Annotated in this window: 13 protein-coding genes; 11 read left to right on the top strand and 2 right to left on the bottom strand. The window is 65.2% G+C overall.

The genetic code is table 11. The features are described 5' to 3' along the window. The first annotated feature begins 40 nt into the window (after positions 1 to 40). Positions 41 to 1,000, top strand: coding sequence for a tRNA-dihydrouridine synthase (locus CR917_RS07950; RefSeq protein WP_104572101.1), 960 nt, complete (start codon positions 41 to 43; stop codon positions 998 to 1,000). Positions 1,001 to 1,115: 115 nt separating this feature from the next. Beyond that, complete coding sequence (locus CR917_RS07955; protein ID WP_043862857.1) at positions 1,116 to 1,559, top strand: Hsp20 family protein; 444 nt, start codon at positions 1,116 to 1,118, stop codon at positions 1,557 to 1,559. A 110-nt stretch (positions 1,560 to 1,669) separates the two neighbouring features. Here CR917_RS07955 and CR917_RS07960 read toward each other — a convergent pair whose 3' ends face one another. Further along, on the bottom strand, positions 1,670 to 4,966 hold the full coding sequence (locus tag CR917_RS07960) for a PAS domain S-box protein (RefSeq protein WP_043862856.1): 3,297 nt from the start codon (positions 4,964 to 4,966) through the stop codon (positions 1,670 to 1,672). 62 nt (positions 4,967 to 5,028) lie between these two features. Next, positions 5,029 to 5,907, bottom strand: a complete 879-nt coding sequence (locus CR917_RS07965; RefSeq protein WP_104572102.1) for a LysR family transcriptional regulator — start codon at positions 5,905 to 5,907, stop codon at positions 5,029 to 5,031. 142 nt (positions 5,908 to 6,049) lie between these two features. Between CR917_RS07965 and leuC the strand changes: the two genes are divergently transcribed. The 9 genes from leuC to CR917_RS08010 all read left to right on the top strand — a co-directional run bounded on the left by leuC (position 6,050) and on the right by CR917_RS08010 (position 17,104). Further along, positions 6,050 to 7,483, top strand: coding sequence for a 3-isopropylmalate dehydratase large subunit (gene leuC / locus CR917_RS07970; RefSeq protein ID WP_043862854.1), 1,434 nt, complete (start codon positions 6,050 to 6,052; stop codon positions 7,481 to 7,483). After that, positions 7,480 to 8,124: a 3-isopropylmalate dehydratase small subunit gene (gene leuD, locus CR917_RS07975; RefSeq protein ID WP_043862853.1), complete on the top strand. Its 645-nt coding sequence runs from the start codon at positions 7,480 to 7,482 to the stop codon at positions 8,122 to 8,124. Before leuC ends, leuD begins: the two co-directional genes overlap by 4 nt. Before the next feature lie 44 nt (positions 8,125 to 8,168). Further along, the gene (locus tag CR917_RS07980) at positions 8,169 to 8,936 is read left to right on the top strand and encodes a class I SAM-dependent methyltransferase (protein WP_043862852.1); all 768 of its coding nucleotides are present in this window, start codon (positions 8,169 to 8,171) and stop codon (positions 8,934 to 8,936) included. 55 nt (positions 8,937 to 8,991) lie between these two features. Beyond that, complete coding sequence (leuB, locus tag CR917_RS07985) at positions 8,992 to 10,074, top strand: 3-isopropylmalate dehydrogenase (RefSeq protein ID WP_043862851.1); 1,083 nt, start codon at positions 8,992 to 8,994, stop codon at positions 10,072 to 10,074. 64 nt (positions 10,075 to 10,138) lie between these two features. After that, a complete protein-coding gene (gene asd, locus CR917_RS07990) occupies positions 10,139 to 11,251 on the top strand; it encodes an aspartate-semialdehyde dehydrogenase (protein WP_043862850.1) in 1,113 nt (370 codons plus the stop codon). 148 nt (positions 11,252 to 11,399) lie between these two features. Further along, on the top strand, positions 11,400 to 12,410 hold the full coding sequence (locus CR917_RS07995; RefSeq protein ID WP_043862849.1) for an aspartate-semialdehyde dehydrogenase: 1,011 nt from the start codon (positions 11,400 to 11,402) through the stop codon (positions 12,408 to 12,410). Positions 12,411 to 12,585: 175 nt separating this feature from the next. Continuing rightward, positions 12,586 to 15,480, top strand: a complete 2,895-nt coding sequence (locus CR917_RS08000; protein ID WP_104572103.1) for a FimV/HubP family polar landmark protein — start codon at positions 12,586 to 12,588, stop codon at positions 15,478 to 15,480. Positions 15,481 to 15,599: 119 nt separating this feature from the next. Next, positions 15,600 to 16,445, top strand: a complete 846-nt coding sequence (gene truA / locus CR917_RS08005; RefSeq protein ID WP_054916657.1) for a tRNA pseudouridine(38-40) synthase TruA — start codon at positions 15,600 to 15,602, stop codon at positions 16,443 to 16,445. A 38-nt stretch (positions 16,446 to 16,483) separates the two neighbouring features. After that, positions 16,484 to 17,104 (top strand): phosphoribosylanthranilate isomerase, encoded by a 621-nt coding sequence (locus CR917_RS08010; protein ID WP_054916652.1) that lies wholly within the window; start codon positions 16,484 to 16,486, stop codon positions 17,102 to 17,104. Positions 17,105 to 17,200 lie beyond the last annotated feature (96 nt).

The raw sequence follows: 17,200 nt of genomic DNA on the forward strand, positions 1-17,200 counted from the left end.
TTTGCTAGACTGCCGGCCTTTTTCGCGCGAGACCCACGCCATGCAAATTGCCCTGGCCCCCATGGAGGGGCTGGTCGACAACATCCTTCGCGACGTACTGACCCAGGTGGGCGGCATCGACTGGTGTGTCACCGAGTTCATTCGCGTGTGCGACCGGTTGCTGCCGGCGCATGTGTACGAGAAGCTGGCCCCGGAGCTTGGCCGCGGTGCGCAAACCGCCGCCGGCGTGCCTTTGCGTGTGCAGTTGCTGGGCTCCGACCCGGCATGCCTGGCCGATAACGCGGTGCTGGCCTGCGAGCTGGGCGCCCCCGTCATCGACCTCAATTTCGGTTGCCCGGCCAAGACTGTGAACAAGTCCCGCGGCGGCGCGGTGCTGCTCAAGGAGCCCGAGCTGCTGCATGCCATCCTGCGCGAAGTGCGCCGGGCGGTGCCTGCGCATATCCCGGTCACCGCCAAGATGCGCCTGGGCTTCGACAGCCCGGACGGTGCGCTGGACTGCGCCCGCGCCCTGGCCGAAGGCGGTGCCGACCAGTTGGTGGTGCACGCACGCACCAAGGTCGACGGCTACAAGCCGCCGGCGCACTGGGAGTACGTGGCGCGGGTGCAAGAGGTGGTGAAGGTGCCGGTGTTCGCCAACGGCGAGGTGTGGACGCTGGAAGACTGGCGCCGCTGCCGCGAGGTCAGCGGCGTGGAGGACATCATGCTCGGTCGCGGCCTGGTGTCGCGCCCGGACCTGGCCCGGCAGATTGCCGCTGAGCGCCAGGGCATCGAGTTCGTGCCGCTGGACTGGCAGGCACTGCAACCGCTGCTGCAGGACTTCTGGGTGCAGGCCCGGGAACAGATGACCGAGCGTCAGGCACCGGGGCGACTGAAGCAGTGGGTGGCGATGCTGACCCGTACCTACCCCGAAGCCACGGCACTGTTTACCGAACTGCGCCGCGAGACCGACTGTGATCGCGTGGCGCGGCTGCTGGGTGTTCCGGTCAGCGAGGCGGCCTGAAAAAATTTTTGTGGTCGATGCTTGAAATGTTAGGGCGGGTCCTTATCTAGGGAGTACGCGATGCCGAAGTCGGGTCGCGCAATCACCAACTCGCTGATATTTCAGGAGATGTACCATGACTACCGCATTTTCTCTGGCTCCACTGTTCCGTCAATCCGTTGGCTTCGATCGTTTCAACGACCTGTTCGAATCCGCGGCACGTAGCGAGTCGGGTAGCACCTACCCACCCTACAATGTTGAAAAACATGGCGAAGACCACTACCGAATCGTCGTTGCTGCAGCTGGCTTCCAGGAAGAGGACCTCGACCTGCAAGTGGAAAAAGGCGTTCTGACCGTCAGTGGCGGCAAGCGTGACAGCAGTGGTGAAAGCGTCACCTACCTGCACCAGGGCATCGCCCAGCGGGCCTTCAAGTTGTCCTTCCGCCTGGCTGATCACATCGAAGTGAAGTCGGCGGGCCTGGCCAACGGTCTGCTCAGTGTCGATCTGCTGCGTGTTGTGCCTGAAGAAGCCAAGGCCAAGCGCATCCCGATCAACGGCGAGAAACCTGCGCTGAACTGAGTGTGGGCTGAGTGAAAGAGGGCACCTTCGGGTGCCCTTTTTTGTGCCCGGTTCGCGCGGCTCTTCACTGCAGGGGCCAGCCTTGCTGGCAACTGCCGTACTGCGGTGTGTCAGTAGTCCGCCGGTGCCTGCAGCAGCATCGCCCTGAACTCGTTCAGCGGCAATGGCCGGCTGTGCAGGTACCCCTGGTACAGATGGCACCCCAGCCGCTCCAGAAACTCCAGTTGCTCCGACAGCTCCACCCCTTCGGCAATCACTGCCAGGTCCAGGCTTCTGGCCATGGCCACGATGGCCTTGACGATCTCTGCATCATTGGGGTCCAGCGGTGCATCGCGCACGAACGACTGATCGATCTTCAGCGCATCCACCGGCAAGCGCTTGAGGTAGGTGAGCGACGAGTAGCCGGTGCCGAAGTCATCCATCGCAAAGCTCACCCCGAACGCCTTCAGCTCGCGCATCTTGCTGATGGTGTCCTCCAGGTTCTGGATCACGATGCCCTCGGTGATCTCCAGCTTGAGCATCTGGTAGGGCAGGCGGTAGTCGTCCAGGCTGCGCCGCACCCGCTCGACGAAATCGTTCTGGCGGAACTGGCGCGGGCTGATGTTCACGCACAGGCTGAAATCCATCGGATCGATCAGCCCGTCCTGCAGCATGCGCGAGCAAGCATCGCAGGCTTCGTCGAGTATCCAGCTGCCCACCTCCAGGATCAGCCCGCTTTCCTCCAGCACCTGGATGAACTGGCTGGGCGGCTGCTGGCCCAACAGCGGATGGTGCCAGCGCAGCAGAACCTCGGCCCCGACGATGCGGTTGTCACGGGCATCCACCTGGGGCTGGAAGTGCAGCGCCAGTTCGCCCCTGGCCAGGGCCATGCGCAGGTCGCTCTCCATGCGCAGGCGTTCACTGGCGGCCTTCTGCATGGTGGTGTGGAACAGTTGCGTGGTGTTGCGACCCGAATCCTTGGCGCGGTACAGCGCAATGTCGGCGCGCTTGAGCAGGTCGGCCGGCGTGGTGCCGTGGTCGGGGATCAGCGCCACGCCGATGCTGGGGGTTACCTGCAGGCGCTGGCCGTCCAGCGACATCGGCTCGGCCAGCAGCTCGCGCAAGGTGTCGGCCAGTTGGCGAACCTTGTCGGTGACCTCTTCGCGGCTGCCTTCCAGGCCGCTCAGCAGCACCACGAACTCGTCACCCCCCAGGCGCGCCACGGTGTCCTCCAGGCGCACGCTGGCTTCAAGCCGGGCTGTGATGATCTTGAGCACCGTATCGCCCACCGGGTGGCCCAGCGAGTCGTTGATGTGCTTGAAGTGGTCGAGGTCGAGGAACAGCAGGGCGCCGCGCAGGTTCTGGCGTTTGAGCAGGGCGATCTGCTGGCTCAGGCGATCCATCAGCAGGGCGCGGTTGGGCAGGTTGGTCAGCGGGTCGTGGTAGGCCAGGTGACGGATCTGCGCCTGGGCATTCTTGAGCTGGCTGACGTCGCGGGCAGTCAGTAGCAGGCAGTCTGTCTCGTTGAGGGTGATCGGCTCCATCGACACCTCCACGGTGAGGATTTCGCCGCGTTTGTTGCGCCCCAGCATTTCGCGGTGGTGCACCCGCCCGCGCTCACGCATTTCACCGAACAGCAGGGTCTGCTGCTTGTCGTCGGCCCACAACCCGATCTGAGCCATGCTCTGGCCGATCACCTCGTCGGCGCTGTAGCCGGTGAGCCGGCAGAAGCCGTCGTTCACCTCCAGGTAGCAGCCACTGTCGCGCTCGGTGATGGTGATGGCGTCGGGGCTGGAGTGGAAGGCCTTGGCGAACTTCTCCTCACTGGCCTTGAGTGCGGCTTCGCCGCGTTGCTGCTGGGTGATGTCGCGCAGGGTGGTGACGCTGCAGGGCTGGTTGTCGACCTTGATCAGGCGGCTGGAAATCACACAGGTCAGGGGCTGGCCATCCTTGTGATTGACCACCACCGCGACATTGTTCAACGCCTGGTCGCGAATCACCTGCTCGATGCGTCGTGCGCGGGCGGCCGATTCGGCCCACAGCCCCAGTTGTTCGGCGGTACGACCCAGTACCTGGTCGGCGCACCAGCCGAAGGTCTGGGTGAACGCCTGGTTGATCTCGATGAACTGGCCGGTGTCCTGGCGGGTGACGCAGATGGGGTCGGGGCTGACCTGGAACAGGCTGGCGAACTTTTCCTCCGAGCTGGTCAGGCGCTGTTCGCGTTCAACCTGTTCGGTGATGTCCAGCAGGGTGCCGGCCATGCGAAGCGGGTTGCCCTGGTCGTCACGGTACAGCCGTGCACGACTCTCCAGGTAGCGTGAGGCGCCGTTTTCCAGCTGGATGCGGTAGGTGATCTGGTAGTTGCCCGCGGGGCCTTCGCGCAGGCTGCGATAGGCCTGGCGCATGCCGCTGCGCTCAAGCTCGGGCACGCCTTCGAAAAACGCCTCGAACGACTCGTGGAACGGCACCGGCGCCAGGCCGTGCAGTTGTGCCGCGCGGGCCGAGCCGTACAGCATGCCGCTGGGGATGTGCCAGTCCCAGGTACCCAACTGGGCAGAGTCCAGTGCCAGGTCCAGGCGCTCCTGGCTGTCCTTGAGGGCTTGTTCGGCACGTTTGCGCTCGCTGGTGTCGACGAAAGTACTGAGCAGGTAGGTGACACCTTCGAGTTCGATGGCCTGGGTGCTGAGGATGCCATCGTGGACCTGCCCGCTGCTGGCGCGAAACTGCACTTCCAGGGTCACCGGGCCGTTGTTGCCGCTGGTGGCCTCCAGCACCTGGTCACGCTGCCTGGGGTTGGCCCACAGGCCCAGCTCCAGCGTGGTACGCCCGATCACCTGGGCGCCGGGCCAGCCAAGAATGTTCTCGAAGTGCTGGTTGACCTCATGGATCAGCCCGTCGGCGCGCCGGGTCAGCAGCACCACGTTCGGGCTCAGGTGAAAAAGCGTGGCAAAGCGCTTTTCGGAGTTGATCAGTGCGGTTTCGCGTTCGCGCTGGCGGGTGATCTCGCGCACCACCCCGATCATCTGCAGGCGCCCGTCGCGGTTGGTGGCCAGGCTGCCGTTCACTTCCAGCCAGTGCAGGCTGCCGTCCGGCCAGCGGATGCGATGGCGCAGGGCCTGGTCCACCGGCTCGCCGTTGAGCACTGCATGAAAGGCCTGGCGCATGCGTGCGCGGTCCTCTTCCGGCAGCAGGTCGAGGTAGTCGATGTCGTGGGTCAGCGGTTGATGCGGATCGAAGCCAAACAGTGCCTGGGTGCCTCGTGACCAGTTGATGCGCCCGCTGCCCACATCCCACACCCAGGCGCCAAGGTGCGCACCATTGAGCGCCGCGAGCAACTGCGGCGCACTCTCCCAGGCCTGTTCCAGCTCCTGGGGGTCTGCTGCGTGGATACGGGGAAGGCGCGCAAAACGATTGGCTGACTTGGGCATCGGTACCAGACCTTTGGCGGGTGATACGTCCTTGGTGGCGGGCCGCCCGGGGCAGGGGCGGGCTACGCCGGGCTTGCGTGACTGTCGAGCAGGGCCATGAAGGCTCTGGCCGCATTCGATAACGTTCGTTCCGTGTGCAGAATGTAGCCTAGCTGGCGCGACAGCTGTATGCCCGGCAAGTCGATGGATGCAACCTGCTCATCGAACATTGTGCGCGGCAGCACACTCCAGGCCAGCCCGATCGACACCATCATCTTGATGGTTTCCAGGTAGTTGGTGCTCATGGCGATGTTGGGGACCAGGCCCTGGGCCTCGAACAGACGCTGCACAATATGGTGTGTGAAAGTGTTGCCGCCGGGGAACACGGCCGGGTGGTGGGCAATGTCCGCCAGGCCCACCGCGCCCTTGCAGGCCAGCGGGTGCTCGGGGGCAACCACGAAATCCAGCGGGTCGTCCCATACCGGCACCGCGCGCACCAGGCTGTGGGGCTCGGGGGCGAGGGTGATCACGGCGATTTCGGCGCGCCCGTGCAGAATTTCCTCGTAGGCCACTTCCGAGTCCAGAAACTGGATGTCCAGAGCCACCGCCGGGTACTGACGGGTAAACGCCCGCAACAGCGGCGGCAGGCGGTGCAGGCCGATGTGATGGCTGGTGGCCAGGGTCAGTCGACCGCTGACCTCGCCGGTGAGGTTGGTCAGGGCCCGCCGGGTGTCGTCCAGCACGTTGAGGATCTGGTAGGCACGTGGCAGCAGGGCACGGCCGGCTTCGGTCAGGCTCACCTCGCGGCCAAGGCGGTCGAACAGGCGCACATCCAGCTGCTGCTCCAGCCCGGCAATGCGCTTGCTGATGGCCGGCTGGGTCAGGTGCAGGCGCTCGCCGGCACCGGAAAAGCTCCCGGTTTCAGCGATGGCGATGAAGGCACTAAGGTTGGCCAGGTCCACGGAATGAGTTCCTCGGGTTTGGATTCCTGAAAGTTATCCAAAGCATAAAAAATATGAATTTGAGTTATTCAATCTAACCCCATAGCATCGTCCGTACAAGCCAAGGGGTTATTGGCATAGAAAGACTGATGAGGAAAGTCTGATGGCTGGCAAAACGCTCTACGACAAGCTCTGGGATTCGCACTTGGTCAAGCAGCGCGACGACGGTTCGGCGCTGATCTATATCGACCGTCACATCATTCACGAAGTGACGTCGCCGCAGGCCTTCGAGGGGCTGCGCCTGGCCAACCGCAAACCCTGGCGCATCGATGCCAACATCGCCACCCCCGACCACAACGTGCCCACCACGCCAGAGCGCAAGGGCGGCATCGAGGCCATCGCCGACCAGGTGTCGCGCCTGCAGGTGCAGACCCTCGACGAAAACTGTGACGAGTACGGCATCACCGAATTCAAGATGAACGATGTGCGCCAGGGCATCGTCCACGTCATCGGCCCGGAGCAGGGTGCCACCTTGCCCGGCATGACCGTGGTCTGCGGCGACTCGCATACCTCCACCCACGGCGCGTTCGGCGCCCTGGCCCACGGCATCGGCACCTCCGAGGTCGAGCACGTGCTCGCTACCCAGTGCCTGGTGGCCAAGAAGATGAAGAACATGCTGGTGCGCGTCGAAGGGCAATTGCCGTTCGGCGTCACTGCCAAGGACATCGTGCTGGCCGTGATCGGCAAGATCGGGACCGCCGGCGGCAACGGGCATGCCATCGAGTTTGCCGGCAGCGCCATTCGCGAGTTGTCGGTCGAAGGCCGCATGACCATCTGCAACATGTCCATCGAGGCCGGTGCGCGGGTGGGCCTGGTGGCCACCGACGAGAAGACCGTTGCCTACGTCAAGGGTCGTCCGTATGCGCCCAAGGGCGAGCAGTGGGACCTGGCCGTCGAAGCCTGGAAAGACCTGGTGTCCGACAGCGACGCGGTGTTCGACACCGTGGTCGAGCTGGACGCGGCGCAGATCAAACCGCAGGTCAGCTGGGGCACCTCGCCCGAGATGGTGCTGGCGGTCGACCAGCGCGTGCCGGACCCGGCGGCCGAGGCCGACCTGGTCAAGCGCGGTTCCATCGAACGCGCCCTCAAGTACATGGGCCTGAACGCCAACCAGGCGATCACCGACATTCAGCTCGACCGCGTGTTCATCGGTTCGTGCACCAACTCGCGCATCGAAGACCTGCGCGCCGCGGCCGTGATCGCCAAGGGTCGCAAGGTGGCCTCGACCATCAAGCAGGCCATCGTGGTGCCGGGCTCGGGCCTGGTCAAGGCGCAGGCCGAGCAGGAAGGCCTGGACAAGATCTTCCTCGAGGCCGGTTTCGAATGGCGTGAGCCGGGCTGCTCGATGTGCCTGGCGATGAACCCGGACCGCCTCGAAAGTGGCGAGCATTGCGCCTCCACCTCCAACCGCAACTTCGAGGGGCGCCAGGGCGCCGGTGGGCGTACCCACCTGGTAAGCCCGGCAATGGCGGCGGCTGCCGCAGTAACCGGTCGTTTTGTCGATGTACGCGAGTTGATCCAAGGGAGCGCAGCATGAAAGCCTTTACCCAGCACACCGGCCTGGTCGCCCCGTTGGACCGTGCCAACGTCGACACCGATCAGATCATCCCCAAGCAGTTCTTGAAGTCGATCAAGCGCACCGGGTTCGGCCCGAACCTGTTCGACGAATGGCGTTACCTGGACGTGGGTCAGCCCTACCAGGACAACAGCAAGCGCCCGCTGAACCAGGATTTCGTGCTCAACCATGCGCGTTACCAGGGGGCCAGCGTGTTGCTGGCGCGGGAGAACTTCGGTTGCGGTTCGAGCCGCGAGCATGCGCCTTGGGCGCTGGAAGAGTACGGCTTTCGCAGCATCATTGCGCCCAGCTACGCCGACATCTTCTTCAACAACAGCTTCAAGAACGGCTTGCTGCCGATCATCCTCGGCGACGAGGAAGTCGACGAGCTGTTCAAGCAGGTTGAGGCGGACCCGGGCTACCAGCTGACCATCGACCTGCAGGCGCAGACCGTGACGCGGCCGGACGGCAAGGTGCTCCACTTCGAGATCGACGCGTTCCGCAAGCATTGCCTGCTCAACGGCCTGGATGACATCGGCCTGACCTTGCAGGATGGCGATGCGATTGCAGCGTTTGAAGCCAGGCACCGTGCTAGCCAGCCCTGGTTGTTTCGCGACGCCTGAATGATGCAGTGATGTGCCGGCCAAGCCGCCCCAGGAGATCCATGATGACCCGCAGCACCGCCCACACCGAAGTCGTCCAGCGCCAGTTCGGCGAACAAGCCTCTGCCTACCTGAGCAGCGCCGTGCATGCCCAGGGTAGCGAATTCGCCCTGCTGCAGGCCGAGCTTGCCGGGCACGCCGACGCCCGCCTGCTGGACCTTGGCTGCGGTGCCGGTCACGTGAGCTTCCATGTCGCCCCGCTGGTGGCCGAAGTGGTCGCCTATGACCTGTCGCAGCAGATGCTCGACGTGGTCGGCGCCGCCGCCATCGAGCGCGGCTTGAACAACATCGTCACCGAGCGTGGCGCCGCCGAGCGCCTGCCGTTCGCCGACGCCTCGTTCGATTTCGTCTTCAGCCGCTACTCGGCGCACCACTGGAGCGACCTGGGCCTGGCCCTGCGCGAGGTGCGCCGGGTGCTCAAGCCCGGCGGCGTGGCGGCGTTCGTCGACGTCATGTCGCCGGGCAGCCCGCTGCTCGACACCTACCTGCAAAGCGTCGAAGTACTGCGCGACACCAGCCACGTGCGCGATTATTCTGCCGGCGAGTGGCTGCAACAGGTCAGCGAAGCCGGCCTGTGCACCCGCAGCCACACGCGCCAGCGCCTGCGCCTGGAATACACCTCGTGGGTGGAGCGCATGCGCACCCCCGAGCCGATGCGTGCGGCGATTCGCCAGTTGCAGCAGGCGATGGGCGACGAAGTTCGCCAGCATTACCAGATAGAAGCCGATGGCTCCTTCAGCACCGACGTGATCGTGCTCTGGGCCCAACGCTGAGTTTCCCCCGGTACGCCAGTGCGGCGCACCGCTTGAATTGAATGATGAGGAACCCATGAGCAAGCAGATTCTGATTCTCCCAGGTGATGGCATCGGCCCGGAAATCATGGCCGAGGCGGTCAAGGTGCTGGAACTGGCCAACGACAAGTTCCAGCTCGGCTTCAGCCTGGCGCACGATGTGATCGGTGGCGCGGCCATCGACAAGCACGGCGTGCCGCTGGCCGACGAGACCCTGGAACGTGCGCGCCAGGCCGACGCCGTGCTGCTGGGCGCGGTGGGCGGGCCGAAGTGGGACAAGATCGAGCGTGATATCCGCCCTGAGCGCGGCCTGCTGAAAATCCGTTCGCAACTGGGACTGTTCGCCAACCTGCGTCCGGCCATTCTCTACCCGCAGCTGGCCGATGCGTCCTCGCTCAAGCCAGAAATCGTCGCCGGCCTGGATATCCTGATCGTGCGCGAGCTGACCGGCGGCATCTACTTCGGCGCGCCGCGCGGCACCCGCGAACTGGAAGGCGGCGAGCGCCAGGCCTACGACACCCTGCCGTACAGCGAGAGCGAAATCCGCCGCATCGCCCGTGTCGGTTTCGACATGGCCCGCGTGCGCGGCAAGAAGCTGTGCTCGGTGGACAAGGCCAACGTGCTCGCCTCCAGCCAGCTGTGGCGTGAAATCGTCGAGGACGTGGCCAAGGACTACGCGGATGTCGAGCTCAGCCACATGTACGTCGACAACGCCGCCATGCAACTGGTGCGCGCGCCCAAGCAGTTCGACGTGATGGTCACCGACAACATGTTCGGCGACATCCTGTCGGATGAGGCTTCCATGCTCACCGGTTCCATCGGCATGCTGCCGTCGGCGTCACTGGATGCCAACAACAAGGGCATGTACGAGCCGTGCCACGGTTCGGCCCCGGACATCGCCGGGCAAGGCATCGCCAACCCGCTGGCGACCATCCTGTCGGTATCGATGATGCTGCGTTACAGCTTCAACCAGCAGGCGGCGGCCGAGGCCATCGAACAGGCCGTGAGCCTGGTGCTGGATCAGGGCCTGCGCACCGGCGACATCTGGTCGGCGGGCTGCAGCAAGGTAGGTACGCAGGAAATGGGCGACGCAGTAGTCGCAGCGCTGCGGAATCTGTAATCTCTCGGGCCCGCCGCTGGTTTCTTCCAGGCGGCGGCCCACTTTTAGCGAAGGTGTAGTTGCGATGAAACGTGTAGGTCTGATCGGTTGGCGCGGTATGGTCGGTTCCGTGCTCATGCAGCGGATGCTCGAAGAGCAGGATTTCGATCTGATCGAGCCGGTGTTCTTCACTACCTCCAATGTCGGGGGCCAGGGGCCATCCGTGGGCAAGGACATTGCTCCGCTCAAGGATGCGTACAGCATTGAAGAGCTCAAGACCCTCGATGTGATCCTGACCTGCCAGGGTGGCGACTACACCAACGAGGTGTTCCCCAAGCTGCGCGAAGCCGGCTGGCAGGGTTACTGGATCGATGCCGCTTCCAGCCTGCGCATGCAGGATGACGCGGTCATCGTGCTGGACCCGGTCAACCGCAAGGTCATCGACCAGCAGCTGGACGCCGGCACCAAGAACTACATCGGTGGCAACTGCACCGTCAGCCTGATGCTGATGGGCCTGGGCGGCCTGTTCGAAGCCGGTCTGGTCGAATGGATGAGCGCCATGACCTACCAGGCGGCCTCCGGCGCCGGCGCGCAGAACATGCGCGAGCTGATCAAGCAGATGGGCGCTACCCATGCGGCGGTTGCCGATGACCTGGCCAACCCGGCGGCGGCCATCCTCGACATCGACCGCAAGGTCGCCGAGGCCATGCGCAGCGACGCCTACCCGACCGAGAACTTCGGCGTGCCGCTGGCCGGCAGCCTGATCCCGTGGATCGACAAGGAACTGCCCAACGGACAGAGCCGTGAAGAGTGGAAGGCCCAGGCCGAGACCAACAAGATCCTGGGTCGTTTCAAGAACCCGATCCCGGTCGACGGCATCTGCGTGCGCATCGGCGCCATGCGTTGCCACAGCCAGGCGCTGACCATCAAGCTGAACAAGGACGTGCCGATCGCCGACATCGAAGGCATGATCAGCCAGCACAACCCCTGGGTGAAGCTGGTGCCGAACCAGCGCGAGATCAGCATGCAGGAGCTGAGCCCGACCAACGTCACCGGCACGCTGAACATCCCGGTAGGGCGTCTGCGCAAGCTGAACATGGGGTCGCAGTACCTGGGCGCCTTCACCGTGGGCGACCAGCTGCTGTGGGGCGCGGCCGAGCCGCTGCGTCGCATGCTGCGGATCCTGCTGGAGCGTTGATCGCTGCTGCGCGGTAGAACAGGCCCCCTCGTCTTGCGACGCAGGGGGCTTTTTTGTGGTGGCCTGATGCCTTTGCCGGCACCGGGTGGTCTCGCTGCGGCAATCCGAGTAAAGTGCCGCTCCCCCCGTTCTGCCAGAGGCACTGTCCATGACTCAGACCTACGATATCGCCGTGATCGGCGCCACCGGCACCGTCGGCGAGACCCTGGTGCAAATCCTCGAGGAGCGCGATTTTCCCCTGGGCACCCTGCACCTGCTGGCCAGCAACGAGTCGGCGGGCAGCTCGGTGAACTACCGTGGCAAGAACCTGCGCGTGCGCGAAGTCGATGCCTTCGACTTCAGCCAGGTCAAGCTGGCGTTCTTCGCCGCAGGCCCTGCGGTTACCCGCAGTTTCGCCGCCAAGGCGCGTGCCGCCGGGTGTGCGGTGATCGATCTGTCCGGCGCGCTGTCGGCCGAACAGGTGGCAGCAGTGGTGCCCGAGGCCAATCCACAGGCTATCGACAGTCAGAGCCTGCCCGTGCAACTGGTCAGCCCGAGCGCTGCCGCGGTTGCCCTGGCGGTGGTGCTGGCCCCGCTCAAGCACCTGCTGGAACTGGAACGGGTCAACGTGACGGCGTGCATGGCGGTGTCGGCCCAGGGCCGCGAGGCGGTGGGCGAACTGGCCCGGCAAACTGCGGAGTTGCTCAATGCGCGCCCGCTGGAGCCGCGCTTCTTCGATCGCCAGGTGGCGTTCAACCTGCTGGCCCAGGTGGGTACCAGCGACAGCGAGGGCCATGGCGCGCTGGAACGTCGCCTGGTGAGTGAGCTGCGTGAGTTGCTTGGCCTGCCTTCGCTGAAGATTTCCGTGACCTGTGTTCAAGTCCCGGTGTTTTTCGGCGATAGCTACACTGTGGCCGTGCACAGTCGCAAGGCGGTCGATCTGGCGGCGGTGAACGCCGTGCTGGAGCACGCCGACAGTGTCGAGCTGGTGGAGGCGGGTGACTATCCGACCCCGGTCGGTGATGCGGTGGCCCAGGATGTGGTGTATGTCGGGCGGGTGCGTGGCGGTGTCGACGAGGCCGAACAGCTCAATCTCTGGCTGACCACCGACAACGTGCGCAAAGGCGCGGCGTTGAACGCCGTACAGCTGGCGGAGTTGTTGATAAAACACCTTGCGTAAAAGATACTTGGCGACGATTTGCACATTGTTTCTGAAATACTGGAAGTGAGCGGCCGTCACGCGCTTGCGGGGCACCTTGCCAACATGATCCGGTGGTCATGCCAGTCAAATGCCTCACGGCGGTTTTTCACTTTCTTCTCGGTAGCCGGGGAAGGTTCATACAAAGGATGAGGTCATGCTTCGAATTCGCAAACTGGTGTTAGCAATAGCCGCGGCATCGGCGCTGTCCTCGGGTATGGCGCATGCGCTGGGGCTGGGCGAGCTGACCCTCAAGTCGGGGCAGAACCAGCCGCTGGATGCCGAGATCGAATTGCTCGATGTGCGTGACCTCACTCCCGCCGAAGTGGTGCCCAGCCTGGCGCCGGCCGAAGAGTTCAGCAAGGCCGGGGTCGAACGCCAGGCGTACCTCAACGACCTGACCTTCACCCCGGTGATCAACCCCAGTGGCAAGAGCGTGCTGCGGGTGACCTCCAGCCAGCCGCTGCCGGCCCCTATGGTCAAGTTCCTGGTGCAGGTGATGTGGCCCCAGGGCCGCCTGCTGCGCGACTACAGCGTACTGATCGACGCCTCCAAATTCTCTCCCGAAGCGGCCCAGGCGGCTTCGGGCGTCACCCCTGCGGTGACCGCGCCCGCCCGCCACACCACCGTGCGTCGCGACACTTTGTGGCAGATTGCCGCCAAGGCGCGCCAGGGTGGATCGGTGCAGCAGACCATGCTGGCGATCCAGGCGCTCAACCCCGATGCCTTCTACAACGGCAACATCAACCAGCTCAAGGTTGGCCAGGTACTGCGCCTGCCCGACCAGCAGCAGATCGCCGCCATCCCCCAGGGTCAGGCTGTCAAGGAAGTGGCCGAGCAGTATGCGGCCTGGCGTGAGGGGCGCCGTCTGGGCCCGCGTGCGCGCCAGCTCGACGCCACCCGGCGTGACGCGGCCGGCGCCGCCCCGGCGCGTATCGCCCAGCAGGACAACCTCAAGCTGGTGGCACCCGGCGGCAAAGGTGCGGCTGGCGACAGCAAGGCCCTGGCCGACAAGCTGGCGATGGCCGAAGAGAGCCTCGACACCACCCGGCGTGACAACGCCGAGCTGAAAAGCCGTGTGGCGGATCTGCAGAGCCAGCTGGACAAGCTGCAGCGCCTGATCGAACTGAAGAACGACCAGCTGGCGCGCCTGGAAGCCCAGAGCGCAGCGCCGGCGAGCGTGCCTGCGCCCGAGCAGCCGGCGATCGATGCCCAGTTGCAGCAGGCGGTACCGAGCGAAGCGGTGGTGTCCCCGGCGCCGGCTGCCGTGGATACCGCGCCGGTGGCCGAAACGCCGCCGGCTGCCGTTACCCCGAGCGATTCGGACAAGATGCTCGACGACCTGCTGGGCAACAGCTGGCTGCTGGCGCTGATCGCAGGTTCAGCCTTGCTGGTGCTGTTGTTGCTTCTGCTGCTGTTGGCGCGCAAGCGTCGTGCCCAGCAGGAGGCTGAAAAGCACATGCGCATGGCGCGAGCCCTGGCCGAGGAAAGCGACCTGGGCCTGGGGCCGGACATGGACCTGCCGCAAAGCAGTTTCGAGGGCCTGGAGGTCTCCGCGCCGAGCGTGACCCTGGCGCCGGGTGTGGTGGCGGCCTCCGCTGCAGCGGCTGCGGCTGCCGAGGTAGCACCCGCCTACGACAGGCTGGACCCGGAGTCCGAGCTGGAACTGGAGCCGGAATTGGAGCCCAAGCCGGCCCCCGTGGTCGAGCCCGCGCCCGAGCCGGTAGAGGTTCCGTCTCCGGCCCCGGCTGCGGTGGTGGCACCGGCCGTCATCGCGGCTGCCGTGCAGGCACCGGCCGAGGACGCCCCCGCGCCAAATGATGATGCCCTGCTGGCGGAAGTCGACCTGAGCATTGCCCGCGGTCGTCTGAACCATGCCGCCGAGCTGCTGGAGCCTGCGGTGGAGCAGGCCCCCGAGCGCGCCGACCTGCGCCTGAAGCTGATGGAAGTCTATGCCCGCCAGGGTGACCGTGACGCCTTTGTCGGCCACGAGCGCCAACTGGTTGCCAATGGTCAGAACCACGCCGATGTCGAGTCGCTCAAGCAGCGTTACCCGGCCATGCTCGGCGTGGCCGCAGCGGGCGTCAGCGCTGCGGCCCTGGCCGCCGAGCTGGATGCCCAGTATGTGCAGGACCTGCTGCAGGACGACCCGCAGCCCGAGCCGGAAATCGAGTTGCCGGGCGAAGACGACCTGGACAGCGCCTTCGACCTGAGCCTGGATGACCTGGAGGGGTTGGAAGGCCTTGAAGACCTCGAAGGTCTCGAGGGCCTGGCAGACCTGCAGATCGATGATCCTCAGGCCCCGCAGGCCACGCCGCCTGCCGATATCGCGGCGCTCGACGACCTCGATTTCGATACCCTGCTGCAAGAGCAGACCCAGACCCAGACCCAGGCCCAGGCCCAGGCCCAGGCCGAGACGCCAGCGCCGCACGTGCCCGACGTGCAGGAGCAGGCAGTGACTGAAGTGCCGGCCGAGACACCCGCCGAGGTGCCTGCCGAGCCGATGCCCGAACCTGCACCGGTCGAGCCCGAGCCAATCCTGGATGACCTGTCCGACTTCGACCTCGACATGGGCGCCGACCTTGCGCCACCGGCGCCTGAAGCTGCACCCGCCGCTACGCCTGAAGCGCCACTGGATATCGAGGCCCAGTTGGCCGCGTTCGATGACTCACTGGGGCTGGATGACAGCTTCCCGGACCTGGCTGATGATTTCGACCTGTCCCTGGCCGACGAGCCGGACCCGCTGGACGCCAGCTTTGCCGCCGAGCTGGACGACGTCAACGCCGAGCTCGACAAGCTCTCGCAGAACCTCGAGCAGCCTTCCATCGCGCCGCACTTCACCGCCGAAGACGCCTCCGACCTGATGCTCGACGAGCCGGAGTTCGACTACCTCTCCGGTACCGACGAAGCCGCCACCAAGCTCGATCTGGCACGTGCCTACATCGACATGGGCGACAACGACGGCGCCCGCGAGATACTCGATGAAGTGATGAAGGAAGGTACCGAGACCCAGCGCAAGGAAGCCATCGAACTGCGTTCGCAGATGAGCTGAACGCCCACCTGAAAGGCCAACGGCAGCCCTCGTGGCTGCCGTTGTCGTTATAATCCGCGCCATTGCGTAAACCGACAGGCTGTATCCCCTTGGAAATCATCGATAACGCCGCAGCCGAAATGGCCGCCGAAGGCTTTTTCAGAATCGCGCTGGGCGTGGAATACAAAGGCACCCGCTACCGTGGCTGGCAACGCCAGGCCAGTGGCGTGCCGAGCGTGCAGCAGACCCTCGAGGAGGCGCTGTCGAAGGTCGCCGACTCGCCAGTGTCGCTGCAGTGCGCCGGGCGTACCGATGCCGGCGTGCATGCCAGCGGCCAGGTGGTGCATTTCGACACGCGGGCGGTGCGCAGCATGAAGGCCTGGACCATGGGCGCCAACATCAACCTGCCGCATGACGTCAGCGTGTCGTGGGCCAGGCAGATGCCGGCGCACTTTCACGCGCGCTTCAAGGCCATTGCCCGGCGCTACCGCTACGTGATCTACAACGACCAGATCCGCCCGGCGCACCTGGGCGACCAGGTCACCTGGAATCACCGCCCGCTCGATGCCGGGCGCATGGCCGAAGCCGCAGCCTACCTGGTGGGCACCCATGACTTCAGCGCCTACCGCGCCGGCCAGTGCCAGGCCAAGTCGCCGATCAAGCAGATCCATCACCTGCGGGTGAGCCGGCATGGGCGCATGATCGTGCTGGATATCCGTGCCAGCGCCTTCCTGCATCACATGGTGCGCAACATTGCCGGCGTGCTGATGACCATCGGCGCCGGCGAGCGTCCGCCCGAGTGGGCCAGGGAAGTGCTCGAAAGCCGCGTGCGTCGTACCGGCGGGGTGACCGCGCACCCGTTCGGGCTGTACCTGGTGCAGGTGGAATACCATGACGAGTTCGAACTGCCCGAGCGTTTCATCGGGCCACATTTCCTTACGGGTTACGAGTCGTTGACGGCTGACGGCCCGCAAGGCATTTGCTAACATCCGGAGCTTTCCGGTTCAGCTGAGGTTCACAGGCCATGTCCGCCGTTCGCAGCAAGATCTGCGGGATTACCCGCATCGAGGATGCGCTGGCCGCGGCCGAGGCGGGCGCCGACGCCATCGGGCTGGTGTTCTACGCCAGAAGTCCGCGGGCGGTGAACGTGCAGCAGGCGCGGGCGATCATCGCTGCACTGCCGCCCTTCGTCACCACCGTGGGCCTGTTCGTCAACGCCAGCCGCTGTGAGCTCAACGAGATCCTCGACGCCGTGCCGCTGGACCTGCTGCAGTTTCATGGCGACGAAACCCCGGCCGACTGCGACGGCTACCACCGTCCCTGGATCAAGGCCCTGCGGGTTCGCCCCGGGGATGACCTGGAGGCCGGCTGCCAGCAGTACGCCAAGGCCAGCGGCATCCTCCTCGACACTTTCGTGGCCGGCGTTCCGGGCGGAACCGGCGAGGCGTTCGACTGGTCCCTGATACCCGAGCACCTGAGCAAGCCGATCATCCTGGCTGGCGGCCTCTCGGCCGACAATGTCGGGGCGGCCATCGCCCAGGTGCGTCCTTATGCAGTGGACGTCAGTGGTGGGGTGGAGCAGGCCAAGGGCATCAAGGACCCGGCCCGCATCGAGGCGTTCATGCGCGCGGTGCGCCAGGCGTGAGGGGCGGGCGAATGCTCGATGTGACGGCTGGCGGTGCGCCATCGTCCATAGCTTTCGCAGCCCGTTGCTGCCGGATCGCGCCCACGGGCCGATCGA

The organism is Pseudomonas sp. BRM28 (genome assembly GCF_002939405.1).
GTDB lineage: Bacteria > Pseudomonadota > Gammaproteobacteria > Pseudomonadales > Pseudomonadaceae > Aquipseudomonas > Aquipseudomonas palmensis.

Bases quoted from the DNA above. Each gene is read 5' to 3' on its own strand.
- CR917_RS07950 (WP_104572101.1), top strand. From the start codon at position 41: ATGCAAATTGCCCTGGCCCCCATGGAGGGGCTGGTCGACAACATCCTT.
- CR917_RS07955 (WP_043862857.1), top strand. From the start codon at position 1,116: ATGACTACCGCATTTTCTCTGGCTCCACTGTTCCGTCAATCCGTTGGC.
- CR917_RS07960 (WP_043862856.1), bottom strand. From the start codon at position 4,966: ATGCCCAAGTCAGCCAATCGTTTTGCGCGCCTTCCCCGTATCCACGCA.
- leuC (WP_043862854.1), top strand. From the start codon at position 6,050: ATGGCTGGCAAAACGCTCTACGACAAGCTCTGGGATTCGCACTTGGTC.
- leuD (WP_043862853.1), top strand. From the start codon at position 7,480: ATGAAAGCCTTTACCCAGCACACCGGCCTGGTCGCCCCGTTGGACCGT.
- CR917_RS07980 (WP_043862852.1), top strand. From the start codon at position 8,169: ATGACCCGCAGCACCGCCCACACCGAAGTCGTCCAGCGCCAGTTCGGC.
- leuB (WP_043862851.1), top strand. From the start codon at position 8,992: ATGAGCAAGCAGATTCTGATTCTCCCAGGTGATGGCATCGGCCCGGAA.
- asd (WP_043862850.1), top strand. From the start codon at position 10,139: ATGAAACGTGTAGGTCTGATCGGTTGGCGCGGTATGGTCGGTTCCGTG.
- CR917_RS07995 (WP_043862849.1), top strand. From the start codon at position 11,400: ATGACTCAGACCTACGATATCGCCGTGATCGGCGCCACCGGCACCGTC.
- CR917_RS08000 (WP_104572103.1), top strand. From the start codon at position 12,586: ATGCTTCGAATTCGCAAACTGGTGTTAGCAATAGCCGCGGCATCGGCG.
- truA (WP_054916657.1), top strand. From the start codon at position 15,600: ATGGCCGCCGAAGGCTTTTTCAGAATCGCGCTGGGCGTGGAATACAAA.
- CR917_RS08010 (WP_054916652.1), top strand. From the start codon at position 16,484: ATGTCCGCCGTTCGCAGCAAGATCTGCGGGATTACCCGCATCGAGGAT.